This window comes from Streptomyces sp. SGAir0957, assembly GCF_043523415.1.
Genome location: NZ_CP027293.1, coordinates 4,592,762 through 4,611,056, shown reverse-complemented (window position 1 = coordinate 4,611,056; position 18,295 = coordinate 4,592,762). Strand labels below are relative to the sequence as shown.

General features: G+C 71.8%; 19 protein-coding genes. 11 read left to right on the top strand and 8 right to left on the bottom strand.

Annotated features, from left to right (window positions below; translation table 11 throughout):
• Positions 1–12 precede the first annotated feature (12 nt).
• The 6 genes from C1N81_RS25500 to C1N81_RS25475 form a co-directional block, all read right to left on the bottom strand.
• Positions 13–858, bottom strand: a complete 846-nt coding sequence (locus C1N81_RS25500) for a sulfurtransferase (protein WP_394432834.1) — start codon at positions 856–858, stop codon at positions 13–15.
• A 135-nt stretch (positions 859–993) separates the two neighbouring features.
• On the bottom strand, positions 994–1,074 hold the full coding sequence (locus tag C1N81_RS25495; protein ID WP_350203226.1) for a putative leader peptide: 81 nt from the start codon (positions 1,072–1,074) through the stop codon (positions 994–996).
• A 253-nt stretch (positions 1,075–1,327) separates the two neighbouring features.
• Positions 1,328–2,056, bottom strand: coding sequence for an LmeA family phospholipid-binding protein (locus tag C1N81_RS25490; protein ID WP_394432832.1), 729 nt, complete (start codon positions 2,054–2,056; stop codon positions 1,328–1,330).
• A 301-nt stretch (positions 2,057–2,357) separates the two neighbouring features.
• Positions 2,358–3,542 (bottom strand): hypothetical protein, encoded by a 1,185-nt coding sequence (locus tag C1N81_RS25485; protein ID WP_394432830.1) that lies wholly within the window; start codon positions 3,540–3,542, stop codon positions 2,358–2,360.
• 6 nt (positions 3,543–3,548) lie between these two features.
• Entirely contained in the window at positions 3,549–3,803 is a 255-nt protein-coding gene (locus tag C1N81_RS25480; protein ID WP_394432828.1) for a MoaD/ThiS family protein, read from the bottom strand.
• 35 nt (positions 3,804–3,838) lie between these two features.
• The gene (locus C1N81_RS25475) at positions 3,839–4,591 is read right to left on the bottom strand and encodes an alpha/beta hydrolase (RefSeq protein ID WP_394432826.1); all 753 of its coding nucleotides are present in this window, start codon (positions 4,589–4,591) and stop codon (positions 3,839–3,841) included.
• Between the two features lie 302 nt (positions 4,592–4,893).
• Between C1N81_RS25475 and C1N81_RS25470 the strand changes: the two genes are divergently transcribed.
• From C1N81_RS25470 to C1N81_RS25445, 6 genes are all read left to right on the top strand, one after another.
• Positions 4,894–5,667, top strand: a complete 774-nt coding sequence (locus tag C1N81_RS25470) for a winged helix-turn-helix transcriptional regulator (RefSeq protein ID WP_394432825.1) — start codon at positions 4,894–4,896, stop codon at positions 5,665–5,667.
• Positions 5,668–5,720: 53 nt separating this feature from the next.
• Positions 5,721–6,743, top strand: coding sequence for a LacI family DNA-binding transcriptional regulator (locus tag C1N81_RS25465; RefSeq protein WP_394432823.1), 1,023 nt, complete (start codon positions 5,721–5,723; stop codon positions 6,741–6,743).
• 97 nt (positions 6,744–6,840) lie between these two features.
• A complete protein-coding gene (locus C1N81_RS25460) occupies positions 6,841–7,944 on the top strand; it encodes a S1C family serine protease (RefSeq protein WP_394432821.1) in 1,104 nt (367 codons plus the stop codon).
• A 35-nt stretch (positions 7,945–7,979) separates the two neighbouring features.
• Positions 7,980–8,150, top strand: coding sequence for a hypothetical protein (locus C1N81_RS25455; RefSeq protein ID WP_394432819.1), 171 nt, complete (start codon positions 7,980–7,982; stop codon positions 8,148–8,150).
• 44 nt (positions 8,151–8,194) lie between these two features.
• Positions 8,195–8,929, top strand: coding sequence for a response regulator transcription factor (locus C1N81_RS25450; protein WP_394432817.1), 735 nt, complete (start codon positions 8,195–8,197; stop codon positions 8,927–8,929).
• A complete protein-coding gene (locus C1N81_RS25445; RefSeq protein WP_394432815.1) occupies positions 8,926–10,362 on the top strand; it encodes a HAMP domain-containing sensor histidine kinase in 1,437 nt (478 codons plus the stop codon). Before C1N81_RS25450 ends, C1N81_RS25445 begins: the two co-directional genes overlap by 4 nt.
• On the opposite strand, the gene C1N81_RS25440 is transcribed toward C1N81_RS25445, so the two are convergent.
• Both C1N81_RS25440 and C1N81_RS25435 read right to left on the bottom strand, forming a co-directional pair.
• Positions 10,346–11,563 (bottom strand): LmeA family phospholipid-binding protein, encoded by a 1,218-nt coding sequence (locus C1N81_RS25440; RefSeq protein WP_394432813.1) that lies wholly within the window; start codon positions 11,561–11,563, stop codon positions 10,346–10,348. The genes C1N81_RS25445 and C1N81_RS25440 overlap by 17 nt on opposite strands.
• Before the next feature lie 128 nt (positions 11,564–11,691).
• Positions 11,692–13,554, bottom strand: coding sequence for a bifunctional metallophosphatase/5'-nucleotidase (locus tag C1N81_RS25435; protein WP_394432811.1), 1,863 nt, complete (start codon positions 13,552–13,554; stop codon positions 11,692–11,694).
• A 201-nt stretch (positions 13,555–13,755) separates the two neighbouring features.
• Here C1N81_RS25435 and mshD point away from each other — a divergent pair, with 201 nt between their 5' ends.
• The 5 genes from mshD (at position 13,756) to C1N81_RS25410 (ending at position 18,099) form a co-directional block, all read left to right on the top strand.
• A complete protein-coding gene (gene mshD, locus C1N81_RS25430) occupies positions 13,756–14,691 on the top strand; it encodes a mycothiol synthase (RefSeq protein WP_394432809.1) in 936 nt (311 codons plus the stop codon).
• Positions 14,692–14,805: 114 nt separating this feature from the next.
• A complete protein-coding gene (locus C1N81_RS25425; RefSeq protein WP_394438211.1) occupies positions 14,806–15,279 on the top strand; it encodes a GntR family transcriptional regulator in 474 nt (157 codons plus the stop codon).
• Entirely contained in the window at positions 15,276–16,178 is a 903-nt protein-coding gene (locus tag C1N81_RS25420) for an ABC transporter ATP-binding protein (RefSeq protein WP_394432807.1), read from the top strand. The genes C1N81_RS25425 and C1N81_RS25420 overlap by 4 nt, the downstream gene beginning before the upstream one ends.
• A complete protein-coding gene (locus C1N81_RS25415) occupies positions 16,175–17,158 on the top strand; it encodes a hypothetical protein (protein WP_394432805.1) in 984 nt (327 codons plus the stop codon). Before C1N81_RS25420 ends, C1N81_RS25415 begins: the two co-directional genes overlap by 4 nt.
• Entirely contained in the window at positions 17,155–18,099 is a 945-nt protein-coding gene (locus tag C1N81_RS25410; protein ID WP_394432803.1) for an ABC transporter permease, read from the top strand. The genes C1N81_RS25415 and C1N81_RS25410 overlap by 4 nt, the downstream gene beginning before the upstream one ends.
• Positions 18,100–18,295: the final 196 nt, after the last annotated feature.

The window sequence follows — 18,295 nt, the reverse complement described above, 5'->3', positions numbered from 1 at the left end:
GTCGCTCGGGGCTTACTTCGCGGCGCCGAGCTCGATCGGCACGCCGACGAGGGAGCCGTACTCGGTCCACGAGCCGTCGTAGTTCTTGACGTTCTCGACGCCGAGCAGCTCGTGCAGCACGAACCAGGTCAGCGCGGAACGCTCACCGATGCGGCACAGGGCGATGGTGTCCTTGGCGAGGTCCACGTTCTCGTCCTCGTAGAGCGCCTTGAGCTCGTCGTCCGACTTGAACGTGCCATCGTCGTTGGCGTTCTTCGACCACGGGATGTTGCGCGAGCTCGGCACGTGGCCGGGGCGCTGCGACTGCTCCTGCGGCAGGTGGGCCGGGGCGAGGAGCTTGCCGGAGAACTCGTCGGGCGAGCGCACGTCGACGATGTTCTTGTTGCCGATCGCGGCGACGACGTCGTCACGGAAGGCGCGGATCGAGGTGTCCTGCGGCTTGGCCTTGTACTGGGTCGCCGGGCGGTTCGGCACCTGCGAGCCGTCGACCAGGTCGCGGGAGTCCAGCTCCCACTTCTTGCGGCCGCCGTCGAGGAGCTTGACGTCCTGGTGGCCGTAGAGCTTGAAGTACCAGAACGCGTAGGACGCGAACCAGTTGTTGTTCCCGCCGTAAAGGACGACGGTCGTGTCGTTGGCGATGCCCTTCTGCGACAGGAGCTTCTCGAAGCCCTCCTGGTCGATGAAGTCACGCCGGACCGGGTCCTGCAGGTCCTTGGTCCAGTCGATGCGGATCGCGTTCTTGATGTGGTTCTTGTCGTACGCCGACGTGTCCTCGTCGACCTCGACGATCGCCACGTTCTCGTTGTCGAGGTTGGCCTCGACCCAATCGGCGTCGACCAGGACGTCGCTGCGGCTCATGCTGTCTTCCTCCGGGGCAGTTGCGGCGGGGCATGCGGGATTTCGGTGCGCGGGATGGGCGCGGGGCGGCCCCGAGTCCGGACTCGAGGGGCCTGGAGAAGGCGGGTGCCGGTCGCGTGTGGCCGGGTGTCCCGCTCAGACAGTGCGACAGAGCATGGCGGCGACGCGGCACAGGTCTACTGCCCGCCGCTTCGTGAGGTCCGCCTGTCGCTTCATGCGTCCGATCGTAAGGACGCATCGGGCGCCGTGTCACCGCCATGTCGCATACTGAGACGTAATCGTCCGAATGGCGGGAATGAAAGCCTCTACGGGGTGGTGCGGTGCGGGCGCCGGGGCGTTTTTCGCGCCCGGCCATCTGATGGACGGACGGCTCCGTCTCGCAGTGCGGACGGGCGATGCGGGCGGCCGTAGTTCCTCCGCCCGCGTCCGTCCCTGCTCGTCCGTCCCTGCTCGTCCCTCCCCGTCGTCCCTACCCGACGAGCTTCAGCTTCGAACCCTTCACCGTGATCTCCACCCCATCCTTGACCGCCTGGACCTTGTCCAGCTCGATCCCCGCGGGCAGGTTGTCGATCGCCTGCTGGAAGTCGGTGACCGCCCGGACCCGGCCCTCCGCCAGGTCGAACGCGCCGATCTTCGGCAGGCTGTCGGCGCGCGCCGAGACCTTCCCGTCGGCCACGTCGACGGCGCTCAGCACGGTCGGGTGCAACGTGCCCACCGGCGTCTTCACCGAGACCGCCACCTTGATCTTGTCGCCGCCGCCGTACGAGAGCCCGTCGATCTGGGCCGTGATACCGGGCGCCACCTGGGCGACGTCACCCTTCTTCACGGCCTTCAGGAGCTCGTCGTAGGAGATCCGGGCGGTGCCCGTGGCCGACTCCGCGGTGGCCGAGCTGTAGCTGCTGTCGAACTCGACGCCGTGCATCTCCGCGTCCAGGTCGGCGATGCGGATGCTGTCGCCGCCGCTCTTCGCGTCGTAGTTCTTGATGCCGATCTCCACGTCGTCCAGGGTGCCGCCCACGACCTGGGTCAGGAACGGGAAGCCCTTGATGCTCACGTCCGGGTTGTCGGCCAGGCCCTCGCTCGTGCGGATCTTGTCCGCGGCCTTGTCCTCCGCGAAATGGACCGCGACGCGGTCGGCGATCACGAAGAGGCCGCCCACGATGACGACGAAGATCAGCAGTATTCGCAGTGCGCGCATCGGGGTCCCCCATTGCCGTGTATACGTACCCGGCGCCTCGTGTCCCCCGGCCGGGGTGGATCTCGGGGCCGAGGGTAGCGGAGTTGTCGATCAGCCCGGGGCCCCGGCGGGACGGGACCGACCCGCCGACCGCGGCTCTCGTCATGGTCGCTCGCGCCGCTGAGATGACGCACGCAGTGCGCATCTCAGGGGCGCGGGGAACTGCGCGACCAGCCACGACGTGCGTAAGGCCGGGGGCGGGGGCGCACCCCTACGGCGGGACGCCGGTTCACCGGACACGATGCGCCCCCCTCCCGACCGGTCAGGTCAAAGCGCGGCCCAGCAAGTAGACAGCCGGAGCCGCCGCGGCCAGCGGAAGCGCCACGCCGGCCGTCATGTGGACGAACCGCGACGGGTAGTCGTAGGAGGCGACCCGGTGCCCGATCAGCGCACAGACACCCGCACCGAACCCGAGCAGCGCCCCGCCCGTCCCCAGATCCGTCACCCCGCCGGCGGCGATCCCGGCCCCGGCCGCCGCGAGCAGCGCGACCACGACCGACGCCGGAGTGGGCAGCGGCAGCGCCCGCGCCACGACCGCGACGGCCACGGCGACCGCCCCGACGGTCACCGCGTCCGCATCCGCCGCGAGGAACCCCGTGGCGATGATGGCCAGGGCCGCCGACGTGACGGTCGCCATCAGCCCGTACATGCGCTCGTCCGGCGAGGCGTGCGAGCGGAGCTGGAGGACGAGGGTGAGCAGCACCCAGACGCCGAGGGTGCCGAGGATCGCGGCGGGCCCGTGCTCCCGTCCGGCCGCGAGCAGGGCGATGTCGGCGACGACCCCGCCGAGGAAAGCGAGGGCGATGCCCTGACGGGCGGGCCACATGCCGTTGAGCCGGAACCAGCCCGCGGCCGTGACCGCCTGGAGCAGCAGCAGCGGGACGAGCAGCCCGTACGAGCCGATGAGGGCGCCGCCGGCGAGCAGCACGCCGAGCACGGCCGTCAGCGCGGCGGGCTGGATACCGGGCTCGATGATCGGCGACCGGCCCTCGGCGCGGGCGCGCTGGGCGTCGGTGACGCGGGTGTTGCCGGTGACGGTGGGCGGACCGTACTCGGGCTCGGGCCCGACCGGGGCCGCGGGCGCCGGGGCCGCGGGGGCCGCGGGCTCCTCCCCGTACCCCGCCCAGCCCTGCTGCTGCTGAGCCCCGTAGGACTGCTGCGCCCCATAGGACTGCTGAGGCTGCTGAACCTGCTGCGGCTGCTGCGGCGGCAGGTACGGCTGCGCCGGGACCGGCGGCTGCACCTGCGTGTCCCAGGTCTGGCCCTGCCACTGCTGCGTCTCAGGGGCGTCGTCGTACGTCTGCGCCTGCTGCGCGTAGGGCTGCCCGTACTGGTCGTACTGCGGCTGTTGCGGCTGCTGCCCGTACTGCTCCTGTGCGTGCTGCCCCTGTGTGTGCTGCTGCGGTGCGTACGGGTACTGCTGCGGATATTGCTGGTCGTTGCTCATCAGGTGTCACCCTCCTGCGAACGGCGGGAGCACCTCGACCGTGCCGCCCTCGGCAAGCCGTACCGTCTCATGCCCGCGGGTTCCCACGGGATCCCCGTCGATGAGGAACGAGGAGCGCTGGAGCACCCGTACGAGATCGCCGGGGTGCCGGGTGCGGGCCGCGTCCAGGGCCGCGGCCAGGGTCTCCGCGTCGTACGGTTCCTCGGCGACGCCGGCGGCCGCTTTGGCCGCCGCCCAGTAGCGGATCGTGCCCTGAGCCATGGGGGCGGCTCCTCTCCTCGTGTGCGGTCGGCGTCCTATTGTGCGGCACCGGCCGTGGCGGCCCACGCCCCGATCCGGTCCAGCAGGGCGTCGCTCGCCGCGTTCTCCGCGTGGCCCATGCCCGGCTCCAGCCACAGCTCGGCGCCGCCGTCCGCCGCCTCGGCCAGCATCCGGGGGTGGTCGACGGGGAAGTACGGGTCGCGGTCGCCGTGCACGACGAGCAGCGGGGTCGGCGCGATCAGCGGGACCGACTCGACCGGCGACAGCGGCACCGGGTCCCAGTCGTAGGGGTGGATCCGGGTCCGCAGGCCGAGCCGGCCGACCATGCGGCCCGCCGGACGGGTCACCACCCAGTGCAGCCGCCGCATCGGGGCCGTGCCGCGGTAGAACCAGCGGGCCGGGGCGCTGACCGCGACGACCGCGTCGGTGCGCGCTTCTGTGCGCCCCCTGTGCGACGCGGCATGGCGCAGCACGACGGAACCGCCCATCGAGAAGCCGACCGTCACCACGCGCGCGTGGCCGAGCGAACGCGCCCACTCGACGGCCGCGGCGAGGTCGAGCACCTCGCGGTCGCCCACGGTCGAGCGTCCGCCGGACCGTCCGTGCCCCCGGAACGAGAAGGTGATCACGGCCGCACGCTGGGCGAACACGGCCGCGGCGCGCCGTACGTGCGGCCGGTCCAGGTCGCCCGTGAAGCCGTGCGCGAGCACGATCACGGGGTCCTCGCCGGGCGCGGGACCGGGCTCGTAGGCCGCGTCGATGGCGATTCCGTCCTGCGTCCGCAGCATTACGCGCCGTGTCCGTTCAGTGATCGGCCGCACAGAAGATCCGCTCCCGTCATCTGCCGGACCCCAAGTCATGTGGGCTATTGTGCTGTGCAGAGGACTCGGGCAAAGCAGCCCCCGGGTCCTTTTGTGCTTTCAGGAGCACAGCTCGTGCCTTCAAGAGCACAGCTCGTGCTCTGCGGAGCACGGCCAAGCACCACCACGAAGCAGTGCCGCAACGTCCTCGCAGGGACCGAGGAGGAACCAGACGTTATGGGCCAGCGAACCGTGCACGAACGTATGACGACCCGGGTAGGTGGGGCTCGATGAGCTCTTTGCTGCTCCTCACCAACGCCCTCCAGCCGTCGACGGAGGTGCTTCCCGCGCTCGGCCTGCTCCTGCACAATGTGCGGGTCGCGCCCGCCGAGGGCCCCGCGCTCGTCGACACCCCGGGTGCCGACGTCATCCTCATCGACGGCCGCCGCGACCTCCCGCAGGTCCGCAGCCTCTGTCAGCTGCTGCGCTCCACGGGACCCGGCTGTCCGCTGGTCCTCGTCGTGACGGAGGGCGGCCTCGCCGCCGTCACCGCCGACTGGGGCATCGACGACGTGCTCCTCGACACCGCGGGCCCCGCCGAGGTCGAGGCGCGGCTCCGGCTCGCGATGGGCCGCCAGCAGATCGTCGCCGACGACTCCCCGATGGAGATCCGCAACGGTGACCTGTCCGTGGACGAGGCGACGTACAGCGCCAAGCTCAAGGGCCGCGTCCTCGACCTCACCTTCAAGGAGTTCGAGCTCCTGAAGTACCTGGCGCAGCACCCCGGCCGCGTCTTCACGCGCGCGCAGCTGCTCCAGGAGGTGTGGGGCTACGACTACTTCGGCGGCACCCGCACCGTCGACGTGCACGTACGGCGTCTTCGCGCCAAGCTCGGCCCCGAGCACGAGTCGCTCATCGGCACCGTGCGCAACGTGGGGTACCGCTTCGTCACCCCGGAGAAGCCGGAGAAGAAGGCCGAGAAGAAGGCGGAGACGGGCGCCGGCGAGAAGGCGGACGCGGGCGCGGAGAAGAGCGAGTCGGCCACCGTTTCCGCGGAGGCGTGAGAAGGGGGCGCACGCCCTGCCCACGGCGGGTTCCATCCGCGTAGACTCCGCGCGTGGCCAAGGTGACTCGGGACGACGTAGCGCGACTGGCGGGTACTTCGACCGCCGTCGTGTCCTATGTGATCAACAACGGACCCCGGCCGGTCGCCCCGGCCACGCGCGAGCGGGTGCTCGCCGCGATCAAGGAGCTGGGGTACCGCCCCGACCGGGTCGCCCAGGCCATGGCGTCGCGGCGGACCGACCTCATAGGCATGATCGTGCCGGACGCGCGCCAGCCGTTCTTCGCGGAGATGGCGCACGCCGTGGAACAGGCGGCGTCCGAGCGCGGAAAGATGGTCCTCGTCGGCAACTCCGACTACGTGGGCGACCGCGAGGTCCACTATCTGCGCGCGTTCCTCGGTATGCGGGTCTCGGGCCTCATCCTGGTCAGCCACGGGTTCAACGATCTGGCGGCGGCCGAGATAGAGGCGTGGGACGCGCGCGTGGTGCTGCTGCACGAGCGCCCCGAGTCGATCGACGACGTCGCCGTCGTCACCGATGACATCGGCGGCGCCCAGCTCGCCACCCGCCACCTCCTCGAACACGGCAACGCGTACGTGGCGTGCCTCGGCGGCACCGCCGATACCCCGTCCGTCGGCGACCCGGTCTCCGACCACGTCGAGGGCTGGCGCCGCGCGATGCAGGAGGCGGGCCTGCCCACCGAGGGCCGCCTTTTCGAGGCCCCGTACAACCGCTATGACGCGTACCAGGTGGCGCTCGGGCTGCTCGCCGGGCCCGACCGGCCGCCTGCCATCTTCTGCTCCACCGACGACCAGGCCATCGGGGTGCTGCGGGCCGCGCGCGAGCTGCGCATCGACGTGCCGGGCGAGCTGGCCGTCGCCGGGTTCGACGACGTGAAGGAGGCGGGGCTCACCGATCCGCCGCTGACCACCGTCGCCTCGGACCGCTCGGCGATGGCGCGCGCCGCCGTGGACCTCGTCCTCGACGACTCGCTGCGCGTCGCGGGCTCGCGCCGGGAACGCCTGAAGCTGTTCCCGTCCCGGCTCGTCGTCCGCCAGTCCTGCGGCTGCGCCTGACCTCGCGGGCCCGTCTTTATTTCGGGCAAACAGGGTTCTGCCGGGACTCTCAGGGCGCACTCAGGCGGCTCTCATGTACGGGCCACACGCTGTTCCCATGACCGAGAGCTTCCGCCACAACGGCGAGTACCAGCAGGACAGCACCGCCCCGCAGCAGTCCCCGTACTCGGGGAGCGCCTACCCTCCCCCGCCGTCGTACGAGCCGTCCCACGCGGCGCCGTACGAGGCGCCGTACGAGGCGGGGCGGACCGCCCAGTTCGCGACGCACGGGCCCGAGGAGCAGCCGCCCGCCCCGAAGAAGCGCAGGCGGCTGCGCGGCCCGGTCGGGCTGCTCGCGGCCGTGGCCGTCGCGGCGGCCGCGGTCGGCGGCGGTACCGCGTACGCCTTCCAGGAGCTGAGCGGCTCGGACACCACGGCGTCCAGCTCGACCAGCACCACCGTCGTGCCGAGCAGCCAGAAGGGCACCGTCTCCGGCGTCGCCACGGCGGTCAGCCCCTCGATCGTCGAGGTCAACGCCTCGCTCTCGTCGGGCTCCTCCACCGGCTCCGGCGTCGTCCTGACCAGCGACGGTGAGATCCTCACCAACAACCACGTCATCTCGGGCGCCTCCTCGATCAAGGTGCGGACGAGCGACGGCACGTCGTACACCGCCGAGGTCGTCGGCACCGACGCCAAGAAGGACCTCGCGCTCATCAAGCTGAAGAACGCCTCGGGGCTCAAGGCCGCCACGCTCGGCGACTCCTCCGGCGTCAAGGTCGGCGACCAGGTCGTCGCCATCGGCTCCCCCGAGGGCCTCACCGGCACCGTCACCAGCGGCATCGTCTCCGCGCTCAACCGCGACGTCACCGTCTCCACCGACGAGGGACAGCAGCAGCAACAGCAGCAGGGCGGCGGCAGCGGGCAGTGGCCGTTCGAGTTCGGCGGCCGCGAGTTCAACGGCGACACCGGCTCCTCCACCACCACGTACAAGGCGCTCCAGACCGACGCGTCCCTCAACCCCGGCAACTCCGGCGGCGCCCTCATCGACATGAACGGCAACATCATCGGCATCAACTCGGCGATGTACTCCGCCAGTTCCGACTCCTCCGGCTCGTCGGGGGGCTCCTCCGGCGCGGGCAGCGTCGGGCTCGGCTTCGCCATCCCGATCAACACCGTCAAGGCCGACCTCGACACGCTGCGCGCCGGGGGCGCCGACAGCTGACCCTTCCCTCCCGAGAGGCCCGCACCACCATGAACATGCGTACCGTCCAGCACCCCGAAGGGGCCGCCACCACCGGCCCCGCCGACCTCTCCCTCGCCCTCGCCGTCGTCTCCGCCCTGCACCCGCCCGTCACCCGCGCGCCCGAAGTGGCGCCCGCCGTGCCGCGCCGCGCCGTACGCGGGCGCCGCGCCACCGTGCGAGGCTGAGAGACGGCCCTGCCCGCCCCCGTCCCCTTAAGGAAGCGCAGCCCATGAGCCCCGCCGAAGGCGACCGCGACCCGCACCGCATCCTCATCGTCGACGACGAGCCCGCGGTGCGGGAGGCACTCCAGCGCTCCCTCGCCTTCGAGGGCTACGCCACCGAGGTCGCCGTCGACGGCGCCGACGCGCTGGAGAAGGCCGCCTCCTGCGAGCCCGACCTCGTCATCCTCGACATCCAGATGCCGCGCATGGACGGCCTCACCGCCGCGCGGCGCCTGCGCGCCACCGGGTCCACCACCCCGATCCTCATGCTCACCGCCCGCGACACCGTCGGCGACCGGGTCACCGGGCTCGACGCGGGCGCCGACGACTACCTGGTCAAGCCGTTCGAACTCGACGAACTGTTCGCGCGGGTGCGGGCGCTGCTGCGGCGCAGCGGGTACGCGTCCGCTGCGGTGGGGGCGGTCGACGACTCGGACGTCCTCTCCTTCGGCGACCTGCGCATGGATCTGGCGACCCGGGAGGTCACGCGGGGCGAGCGGACCGTCGAACTGACCCGGACCGAGTTCACCCTCCTTGAGATGTTCCTGGCCCATCCCCGGCAGGTCCTCACGCGTGAGCAGATCCTCAAAGCCGTGTGGGGCTTCGACTTCGAGCCGTCGTCCAACTCGCTCGACGTGTACGTGATGTACCTGCGGCGCAAGACCGAGGCCGGGGGTGAGCCGCGGCTCGTGCACACGGTGCGGGGTGTGGGGTACGTGCTGCGGTCCGGCGGGGCCGAATGAGCGGGGTGCTCCGCAGGGTGCGGGGGTTGCCGTTGCGGTCGCGGCTCGCGCTGCTGGTCGCCGTCGCGGTGGCCGCGGCGGTGGCGGCGGTGGCGGTGACGTGCTGGTTCATCACGCGGGACCAGTTGTACGGGCAGATGGACAACGAGCTGCGCAGCGAGGTCGGCTCGCTGAACCAGAACCGCCAGGTCACCACGGTGCTGAACTGTCCGGCGACGGCACAGCGCGACTTCCCCGGGCCGACGATCCAGGTGATCAACTCCAACGGCACCGTGTGCACCTGGCGCGGTGACAAGGCGATCCCGGCCCAGCCGTCGGACCTCGCCGTCGCCGACGGTGACTCGGACCGGGCCCTGCACACCACGGACGACGACGACGGCAGGGCCATGCGCGTGCTGACGATCCCGGTCGCCGCCGGGCCCGGTCAGGACCAGGTTCCAGGCGTCGCCGTCTCCATCGCCAAGCCGCTCGACGAGGTGACCAAGCCCCTCACCACCCTTGCCTGGGTTCTCCTCGCCGTGGGCGGGATCGGTGTGCTCGGGGCCACTGCCGCGGGGCTGTGGATCGCGCGTGCCGGGCTGCGGCCCGTCGACAAGCTCACCGATGCCGTCGAGCACGTGGCGCGAACCGAGGACCTGACCGTCCGCATCCCGGTCGACGGGGACGACGAGATCGCCCGGCTGTCCGCGTCCTTCAACTCGATGACCGCCTCGCTCGCCTCCTCCCGCGAACTGCAGCAGCAGCTCATCGCCGACGCGGGTCACGAACTGCGGACGCCGCTGACCTCGATGCGGACCAACATCGAACTGCTCACCCGCAGTGAGGACACGGGCCGCGCCATCCCCCCGGACGACCGCAAGGCGCTGATGGCGTCGTTGAAGGCGCAGATGACCGAGCTGGCCGCGCTGATCGGGGATCTGCAGGAGCTGTCGCGGACGGGGCTGAGCGCGGGCGACGGGCCCGTCAAGGTGGTCTCCCTGCACGAGAGTGTCCGTACCGCGATCGAACGCGCCCGGCTGCGCGGCCCCGAGCTGACCATCGACGCCGAGCTGGCCCCCTGGTACGTCCGCGCGGAACCCGCGGCGCTCGAGCGGGCGATCGTGAACCTGCTGGACAACGCGGTGAAGTTCAGCCCGGAGAAGGGCACGGTCGAGGTCCGGCTGATGCGCGGGACGCTCACCGTGCGGGACCACGGCCCCGGCATCCCGGCCGACGAGCTCCCGTACGTGTTCGACCGGTTCTGGCGGTCCCCGACCGCTCGCGCGCTGCCCGGGTCGGGGCTCGGTCTGTCGATCGTGGCGCGGACGGTCGGGGCGAGCGGCGGCGAGGTCGCGCTCGCGGCGGCGGACGGCGGCGGGACGGTCGCCACGATGCGGCTGCCCGGCGCGCCCACACCGCCCCCGGAGACCCCCGGGATCAGCGGCCCACGCTGAGGCCCGCTCCCGAGAGGTCCACCCTGATCCCGTCCTTCTCCACATGGACGTCGCGCAGACGTACGTAGCCGTGGTCGCCCGGCAGCTTCGGCAGCCGGAACGCGAGGGAGAGCTGGTCGGCGAGTTGCGGGCGGGTGAGCTGGGACAGGCCCTTCAGGAGAGACGGGTCGAGGCCCAGTTTCCGGAGCAGCCACGGGTGGTCGAGGGCGATGTCGACGAGGTTCATCCGCATCAGGCCGTGGACGAAGCGGGGCGCCCCCGTCACCTCGCTGATCTTCTTGTCGCCGCGCAGGGCCTCGCGGACCGCCGCGTCCGGGACACCGGCGCGGTGCGCGATCGCCGGAATGGCGAGCAGCCGCCTGGCCTTGTCCGTCTCCTCGGTGATCCGGCGCACGGACTTGGCGGTGAGGTGCAGGCCCTCGTCGGCGCGGGTGCCGGGGCGGTAGGTGGCGAGGTCGCCGAGGTCGAGGCGCATGCCGTCGATGTCGGTGGAGATGCCGGACGCGCCGAGTCGGCGGATCGTGGCGTCGGCCCTGACCTTCACCTCGTGCCCGGCGACGGGCAGGGTGCCGCGGGCGAGGACCCGGTCGCGGCCGTGCCCGGTGAAGGTGACCTGCGAGGCGCCCAGTTCGCGGTTCATGTCGGCGAAGCTCAGCAGCACCTCGCCGTGCATCGAGTCGACGGACGCGCCGCTGATGTCGGTGGGGCCCGAGCCCTCGATCCGTACGTCGTGGGCGGTGGCCGAGACCTCGGCGAGGGTGACGCGGTCGGCGGCGACGTCGGGGACGGTGACCTTCATCTCGTCCACGCGGCGGTCGGCGAGCTGGGTGAGGAAGGGGAACCCCTCGATCTCGACCTCGGGCGCCGCGGTCAGCTTCAGCTCCTTCTTGAGCTGCTGCGCGGCGCGGTGCTCGGCGTAGAGGACGGCCCAGCGGTCGGCGAGGACGAGGAACGCGGTGAGGACGCAGACGGCGATCACGCCCTTGACGGCGAGCGACAGGCCGGCGAAACGGTTGCGGCGGCGGCTGCGGCGTCCCCGTCCGTGGTCCGGGGGCAGCCAGTCGTCGTCGGGTCCTGGGTCCTCCGTCGCGGGCGGGTCCTCGCGCAGGACGTCGTCGAGCGGGTTGTCCGCGAGGTCGGCCAACTCCTCGTACGGATCGCGGTAGTTGGGGCGGTCGGGTATGCGGTGGGGGGTACGCATCGGGCGATTCCACCACATGCCCCCACCCACTGCGCAAACAACCTTCATCTGCGCGTCACAAACGAACGGGTGGCCCACGGTCAACCGTAGGCCACCCTATGTTCGCTCTGTTTTCCGGCTCTGCCCGGTTACTTCACGATCGTGATCCGGTCCGCCTTCGGGGGCGCGATCGGGTTCGCGGCCGAGGAGTTGGCGGTCAGGTAGTCGTTGAACGCCTTCAGGTCGTCCGCGCCGACCAGCGGGTTCTTGCCCTGGCCGAGCGCCGCGAAGCCGTCGCCGCCGCCCGCGAGGAAGGAGTTCATCGCGACACGGTAGGTGGCGGCGGGGTCGATCGCCGCACCGTTCAGCTTGATCGAGTCGACGACCACGCGGGCGGCACCCGACTTGGTCATGTCCAGGGTGTAGGTGAGTCCGGCCGAGGGCTGGAGGATCTTCGGCGAGGCCTCGTTCGAGCCGCTGACCTGCTGCTGGAGCGCGGTGACCAGTTGCGCGCCGGTGAGGTCGGCGAGGTTGACCGTGTTGCTGAACGGCTGGACCGTGAACGCCTCACCGTAGGTCACGACCCCGTCGCCCTCGCTGCCGCTCGCCTTGAAGACGAGGTCGGAGCGGACGCCGCCGGGGTTCATCAGGGCGACGGACGCCTTCGGGTCGAGGGTCTTGGCGTGGGCGAGCTGCGCGTCCGCGATGAGGTCGCCGAGCGGCTCCTCCGGCGTACCGGCACCGCGCCCCGGGATGTCGGCGGAGATGTAGCCGACGGCCTGGTTAGAGACGGGCGCGGCGAGCTTGTTCCAGCGGCCGATCAGGTCGGTCATGTCCTGCGCCTTGGGCTGGGTGCGGGTCACGACGTGGTTGGCGGACTTCGCGGACCTCGACGACTTCACGGACGTGCGCACGATGTCCTTGGTGCGGCGGTCGTACGTGAGGGCCGTGTCCGTGTAGAGCTTGCCGTAGGACGACGCCGAGGTGACCATGCGCGGGTTGCCGGCCGGGTCCGGGATCGTGCACACGTACGCGTTGTGCGTGTGCCCCGTGACGAGCGCGTCGACCTTCGGCGTGATGCCCTTGGCGATGTCGACGATCGGGCCCGAGACGCCCGACCCGGCGCCCGGGGAGTCGCAGTCGTAGTTGTACGAGGACGAGGCCGGCACCCCGCCCTCGTGGATCAGGGCGACGATCGACTTCACGCCCTGCTTGTCGAGGATCTTCGCGTACTTGTTGACGGTCTCGATCTCGTCGTGGAACTTCAGGCCCTTGACGCCGTCCGCGGAGACTATGTTCGGCGTGCCTTCGAGCGTGACGCCGATGAAGCCGACCTTCACGCCCTTGTGCTTCCACACCCAGTACGGGGCGAGGACCGGCTTGCCGGTCTTCTCGTCCGTGACGTTCGCCGCGAGGTAGGGGTAGTCCGCCCCCTTGAACTTCCGGCCCTTCTCGAAGCAGCCGTCCTTGGGGTGGCAGCCGCCGTTCTGGATGCGCGCCAGCTCCGCGGCGCCCTCGTCGAACTCGTGGTTGCCGACACTGGTGACGTCCAGGTCGAGCTTGTTCATCGCCTCGACGGTCGGCTCGTCGTGGAAGAGGCCGGAGAGCAGCGGGCTCGCGCCGATCAGGTCACCGGCGGCGGCCGTGACGCTGTACGGGTGCCCCTTGCGCGCCGTCCGCAGGGAGGAGGCCAGGTACTCGACGCCGCCCGCGTCGACCTGCTTCGTCGTGCCGTCGGCCTGCTTCTCGGTGACCTGGCCGGACGAACCGGCCGGGGGCTCCAGGTTGCCGTGGAAGTCGTTGAAGGACAGCAGCTGGATGTCCTGGTAGCGGCCCTGGTCGTGCTTGCCGTGCTGACCGTGGTCGCCGTGCTTGCCGTGGGCCGCGTTCGCGGGGAGCGCGGCCATCAGCGCGCCGGCCGTGGCCAGGGTGGCGACGGCGCCGAGCGTGGCCTTGACGCGGCGGCGGACCGGGCGGCGCCCCGCTCCGGAAACTGGTCTGAATGTGGGCATGTGTCCCCCTGGGACCGGAGTACGACTGGTGCTGGAACTGCTGCTGTCGGCGTGACAGCGGGGTGTGCGGCTGGTGCGGGTATTGCTGCTCTCGGCGTGACTGCGGGAAGCCTAGAGTCAACGCGCGTAGCGCAACAGGGGGTCGCCGGTTACGAGCTGGTTGCCGCCACCTGGCCACGGGTCCGCCGTACCCTCGACTCCATGACCACCGACCCCGCCTCCACCAGCGATCCGGTCCGCCCAGGACGCCAGATCGAGACCCTGTCCGCCCTGACCGACGCGCAGGCCGCCACCATGCTCGCGCTGCTCACGGACGCCGCCCGCGCCGACGGCCAGCAGGCCGTGTCGGAGCAGGGGCGGCTGCAACTGCGCGGCGGGGAGCGCGAGGGCGTGCACCACCTGCTCCTCACCGTCGGCGGTGAGCTGCTCGGGTACGCGCAGCTGGAGGACACCGACCCGGTCGAGGCGCCGGCCGCCGAACTGGTCGTGCACCCGGACTTTCGCGGGCGCGGGCACGGGCGGGCGCTCGGCACGGCGCTCCTCGCCGCCTCCGGGAAGCGGCTGCGCGTGTGGGCCCACGGCGGGCACGGCGCGGCGCGCCACCTCGCGCAGGTCCTCGGCCTGACCCTGTTCCGCGAGCTGCGGCAGATGCGGCGCCCGCTGACCGGCCTGGAGCTGCCGGACCCCGTGCTGCCCGCGGGCGTCCGCGTCCGCACGTTCGTACCGGGGCAGGACGACGCGGCCTGGCTGGCGGTGAACGCGGCGGCGTTCGCGCACCACCCCGAGCAGGGCTCCCTCACCCAGCGCGACCTCGACGACCGCAAGGCGGAGCCGTGGTTCGACCCGGCGGGCTTCTTCCTCGCCTTCAAGGGCGACGAGCTGATCGGCTTCCACTGGACGAAGACGCACGCCGAGGAGCGACTCGGCGAGGTCTACGTGGTGGGCGTCGCCCCGGGCCGGCAGGGCGGCGGCCTCGGCAAGGCGCTGACCACGACGGGCCTGCGCCACCTGGCCGCGGCCGGGCTGCCGACGGCGATGCTCTACGTCGACGCCGACAACAAGGCGGCGGTGAGCGTGTACGAGCGGCTCGGGTTCAGCACGTACGAGACGGACCTGATGTACCGCACGGAGTCCTGACCAGCGCCTTTCTCCCCAGGGGGTGACGTCGCTTGACGTCACCCCCTCTCTTGCATCACCCTTTCACTACTTGATTAGTGAAAGGGGGGTACGCCAGTGGGCGAGCGGGAGTACGTGATCGAGTTCCGGATCGACCGCCACAGCGGCGTCGCCACCTACCTCCAGATCGTCCACCAGACGGAGCAGGCGCTGCGGATGGGCATGCTCGAACCCGGCGACAAGCTGCCCACCGCCCGCGAGGTGGTCGAGGCGACGGCCATCAACCCGAACACCGTGCTCAAGGCCTACCGCGAACTGGAGCGTTCCGGGCTCGTCGAGGCACGCCGGGGCCTCGGCACCTTCGTGCGCAGATCCCTCGGGTCCGCGCCGGCCGACTCACCTTTGCGGGCGGAGCTCGACGACTGGGCGAGACGGGCCAGGGAGGCCGGACTCGACCGCGAGGACGTGGCCGCCCTGTTCGGCAGCGCGTTGGACACACACTTCGGCACCACCAGCACCACCAGCACCACCAGCACCACCACCACCACCAGCACCAGCACCAGCACCAGCACCAGCACCAGCACCAGCACCACCAAGGGGACCGCATGAGCACGGCCATCGAGGCGACCGGCCTCGGCAAGCGGTACGGGCGGCACTCCACCGCCGCCCTCGACGACTGCTCGTTCCGGCTGCCGACAGGCCGGATCAGCGCGCTCGTCGGGCCGAACGGGGCGGGCAAGTCCACCCTCCTCGCCATCGCCGCGGGCCTGCTGCGGCAGAGCGCGGGCCGGATCGAGGTCCTGGGCGGCGCCCCCGGCGCGGCACGCGCCAAGGTCGCCTACCTCTCCCAGGACAAGCCGCTCTACCCCCAGCTCTCCGTCGCGGACACCCTGCGCATGGGCGCGGAGCTGAACCCCGGCCGCTGGGACGCCGCGTACGCCGCGAAGATCGTCGAGCAGGGCGCCCTCGACCCGGGCGCCCGCGTCCGCTCGCTCTCCGGCGGCCAGCGCACCCGCGTCGCCCTCGCCCTGGCGCTCGGCAAGCGGCCCGAGCTGCTGCTCCTGGACGAGCCGATGGCCGACCTGGACCCGCTCGCCCGGCACGAGCTGATGGGCACGCTCATGGCGGACGCCGCCGAGCACGGCACCACCGTCCTGATGTCCTCACACATCGTCGCCGAGCTGGCCGACGCCTGCGACCACCTGCTGCTCCTCGGCGGCGGCCGGATCCGGCTCGGTGGCGGCATAGACGACCTGACGGACGCGCACAGCCTGGTCACCGGGCGCGGCGACCTGTCCGGGCACACGGTCGTCGAGTCCCGCGCCTCGGGCCGCGGCGTCACCGCCCTGATCCGGCGCGACGGCCCGCTCGACGCGGGCTGGCAGATCCAGGAGCCCTCTCTGGAGGAGCTGCTCCTGGCCCACCTCCGGGCGCCCGACGCCCCGGCCCTCCTGACCCCGGGCACCACGGCCCGCACGGCCACGACCGGATCGGCGGTGTCCGCGTGAGCACGACGACCCTGGAGCGCCCCGGGACCGGGGCCGACAAGCCCCGCCGCACCCTGCCCGGCCCCGACGGCCTGGTCTGGACGGTGCTGCGGCTGCACCGCACGGCCCTGTGGATGTGGCTCGGCTACCTCGCGATCACCGTCGGGCTGCTGCTCTGGCTGTGGGGCCCCGGCTCCTCGGCCGCGCGGGAGGCGTTCGACGCGTTCGGCTACCGGGGAGCGCAGGACGACGCCTTTCAGGGCCTGTCCTCCACCCTCCCCCTCTTCGGCTCCTTCGACGCCGTCTTCTACAACCCGCTGTCGCTGACCCGGATCGCGGCGGTCGCCGTCGCCGTGTTCGCGGCGGGCCCGCTGATCGCACGCGAGCTGGAGACGGGCACCGCCCAGCTCGCCTGGACGCAGTCCGTCACCCCGGCCCGCTGGCTCGCCGTCAAACTGGCCGTACCGGCGCTCTTCGTCACGCTCGGCACCGCGCTGGTCGTCGTCCTCTACCAAGGGGTGTGGGACGCGCGCGGCCATCTCCTCGTCGCCGGGATCGGCCCGCGCGACTTCGCCTTCTCGATCGGCCCGGCGACGGTCGCGGGCGCGTTGTTCGGCCTCGCGTTCGGCGTGCTCGTCGCGCTGCTCGTCCGCCGCACCCTGCCCGCGCTCGCCATCGCCGGGATCGGGCAGTACCTGGCCGGCGCCCTGCGCTCCAACTCCTGGCCTTTCCAGGGCTGGTACCAGCAGCCCGAGCTGTCCGTCCACAGCAAGGCGATCACCGCCTCCGGCGCGGAGATCGGCGACCCCGGCTGCTACGAGGACCTGAAGTGCCTCGCCCAGCACCATGTCACCGGCTTCACCCGGCACTACCTGCCCTCCCCCGACTACTGGCCCCGCCAGCTCACCGAGACGGGCCTCCTGCTCGGCCTCACCGTGCTCGCCGTAGCGGCCGCGTTCCTCGTCCTGCGCCGCACCCAGCCCAAGGGAGCCACCGCATGAGCCTCGCGCTGCCCCGCCCCCGGGGCCTGACCTGGACGGTGCTCCGGCTGCACCGGATCGCGCTGTGGCTGTGGGCCGGGTACGTGGTGGTGGCGGCGGGGGTGCTGCTGTGGCTGTGGGGGCCGGGGGCGGACGGGCTTTCCGTCAACGAGCCCTGCGGGTCCGGCGACGCCGAGTTCTGCGCCCCGATCGGGCCGACCGCCGAGATGTACAAGTCCGCCCTGGCCCTCGTCGACGTCTCGCTGAGCACCCTCCCCCTGGTCATCGCCGTCTTCGCGGGCGGCGTGCTCTTCGGGCGCGAGCTGGAGCGCGGCACCGCCCAGCTGGCCTGGACCCAGTCCGTCACGCCGTTCCGCTGGCTCGTCGCCAAGCTGGCCGTGCCCGCGCTGTTCCTCACCGCCGGCACCGCGACACTGCTCGCACTGCGCCGGGCCGTCGCCGCGGCCGAGCCCGGCCTCAGTGACAACCAGTGGTGGACCGGCCCGCCCTACAACCTCCTGGGGACCACGGTCATCGCCTTCCCGCTCCTGGGCCTCGCCTGCGGTGCGCTCGGCGCCGTGCTCCAGCGCAAGGCGGGCGCCGCCGCGGCCTTCTCCGGGGTGCTCCTGATCCTGCTCGCGTTCTGCGCCGACATGCTGCGTCCGCACCTGTGGCCCACCCGCACCGTGACCGGCGGCGTGCACGAGGGCTACCTCTCCTTCCGTGGCGAGGTCACCGGTGACGGTGCGATCACCGGCTCGGGGGCCCACGTCGGCGACCCGCTCTGCGTCGGCGACACCGCCTGCCTCAGCGACCACGACATCACCGGCTTCTACACGGAGGGCCACCCGCCCTCCCACTTCTGGCCCCTCCAGCTGACGGAGACGGCGCTGCTGCTGGCCCTGACGGCCGTGACCGTGGCGCTCACGTACCGCATCCTGAAACGAAGAGTCGCCGTATGACAGGCGCCCTGTAAGGGGCGCGGGGAACGGCGCGGGAAGAGGCCACCGACCGGCACTGGGAGACAGACCTCAACGTCCGCGGCGCTGAGCCGCACCCCGAACAAACGCCCGGCCGCACCGTGCCGGCCCCCGGGACGTCATGTCACCGTAACCAGCGATTCAGAACGCCTTGCGACCCTCACGGAATGCAGCGCCC

Excerpts from the sequence above, each read along its gene's own strand:
- C1N81_RS25500 (WP_394432834.1), bottom strand. The coding sequence starts at position 858 with ATGAGCCGCAGCGACGTCCTGGTCGACGCCGATTGGGTCGAGGCCAAC.
- C1N81_RS25495 (WP_350203226.1), bottom strand. The coding sequence starts at position 1,074 with ATGAAGCGACAGGCGGACCTCACGAAGCGGCGGGCAGTAGACCTGTGC.
- C1N81_RS25490 (WP_394432832.1), bottom strand. The coding sequence starts at position 2,056 with ATGCGCGCACTGCGAATACTGCTGATCTTCGTCGTCATCGTGGGCGGC.
- C1N81_RS25485 (WP_394432830.1), bottom strand. The coding sequence starts at position 3,542 with ATGAGCAACGACCAGCAATATCCGCAGCAGTACCCGTACGCACCGCAG.
- C1N81_RS25480 (WP_394432828.1), bottom strand. The coding sequence starts at position 3,803 with ATGGCTCAGGGCACGATCCGCTACTGGGCGGCGGCCAAAGCGGCCGCC.
- C1N81_RS25475 (WP_394432826.1), bottom strand. The coding sequence starts at position 4,591 with ATGCTGCGGACGCAGGACGGAATCGCCATCGACGCGGCCTACGAGCCC.
- C1N81_RS25470 (WP_394432825.1), top strand. The coding sequence starts at position 4,894 with ATGAGCTCTTTGCTGCTCCTCACCAACGCCCTCCAGCCGTCGACGGAG.
- C1N81_RS25460 (WP_394432821.1), top strand. The coding sequence starts at position 6,841 with ATGACCGAGAGCTTCCGCCACAACGGCGAGTACCAGCAGGACAGCACC.
- C1N81_RS25455 (WP_394432819.1), top strand. The coding sequence starts at position 7,980 with ATGCGTACCGTCCAGCACCCCGAAGGGGCCGCCACCACCGGCCCCGCC.
- C1N81_RS25450 (WP_394432817.1), top strand. The coding sequence starts at position 8,195 with ATGAGCCCCGCCGAAGGCGACCGCGACCCGCACCGCATCCTCATCGTC.
- C1N81_RS25445 (WP_394432815.1), top strand. The coding sequence starts at position 8,926 with ATGAGCGGGGTGCTCCGCAGGGTGCGGGGGTTGCCGTTGCGGTCGCGG.
- C1N81_RS25440 (WP_394432813.1), bottom strand. The coding sequence starts at position 11,563 with ATGCGTACCCCCCACCGCATACCCGACCGCCCCAACTACCGCGATCCG.
- C1N81_RS25435 (WP_394432811.1), bottom strand. The coding sequence starts at position 13,554 with ATGCCCACATTCAGACCAGTTTCCGGAGCGGGGCGCCGCCCGGTCCGC.
- mshD (WP_394432809.1), top strand. The coding sequence starts at position 13,756 with ATGACCACCGACCCCGCCTCCACCAGCGATCCGGTCCGCCCAGGACGC.
- C1N81_RS25420 (WP_394432807.1), top strand. The coding sequence starts at position 15,276 with ATGAGCACGGCCATCGAGGCGACCGGCCTCGGCAAGCGGTACGGGCGG.
- C1N81_RS25410 (WP_394432803.1), top strand. The coding sequence starts at position 17,155 with ATGAGCCTCGCGCTGCCCCGCCCCCGGGGCCTGACCTGGACGGTGCTC.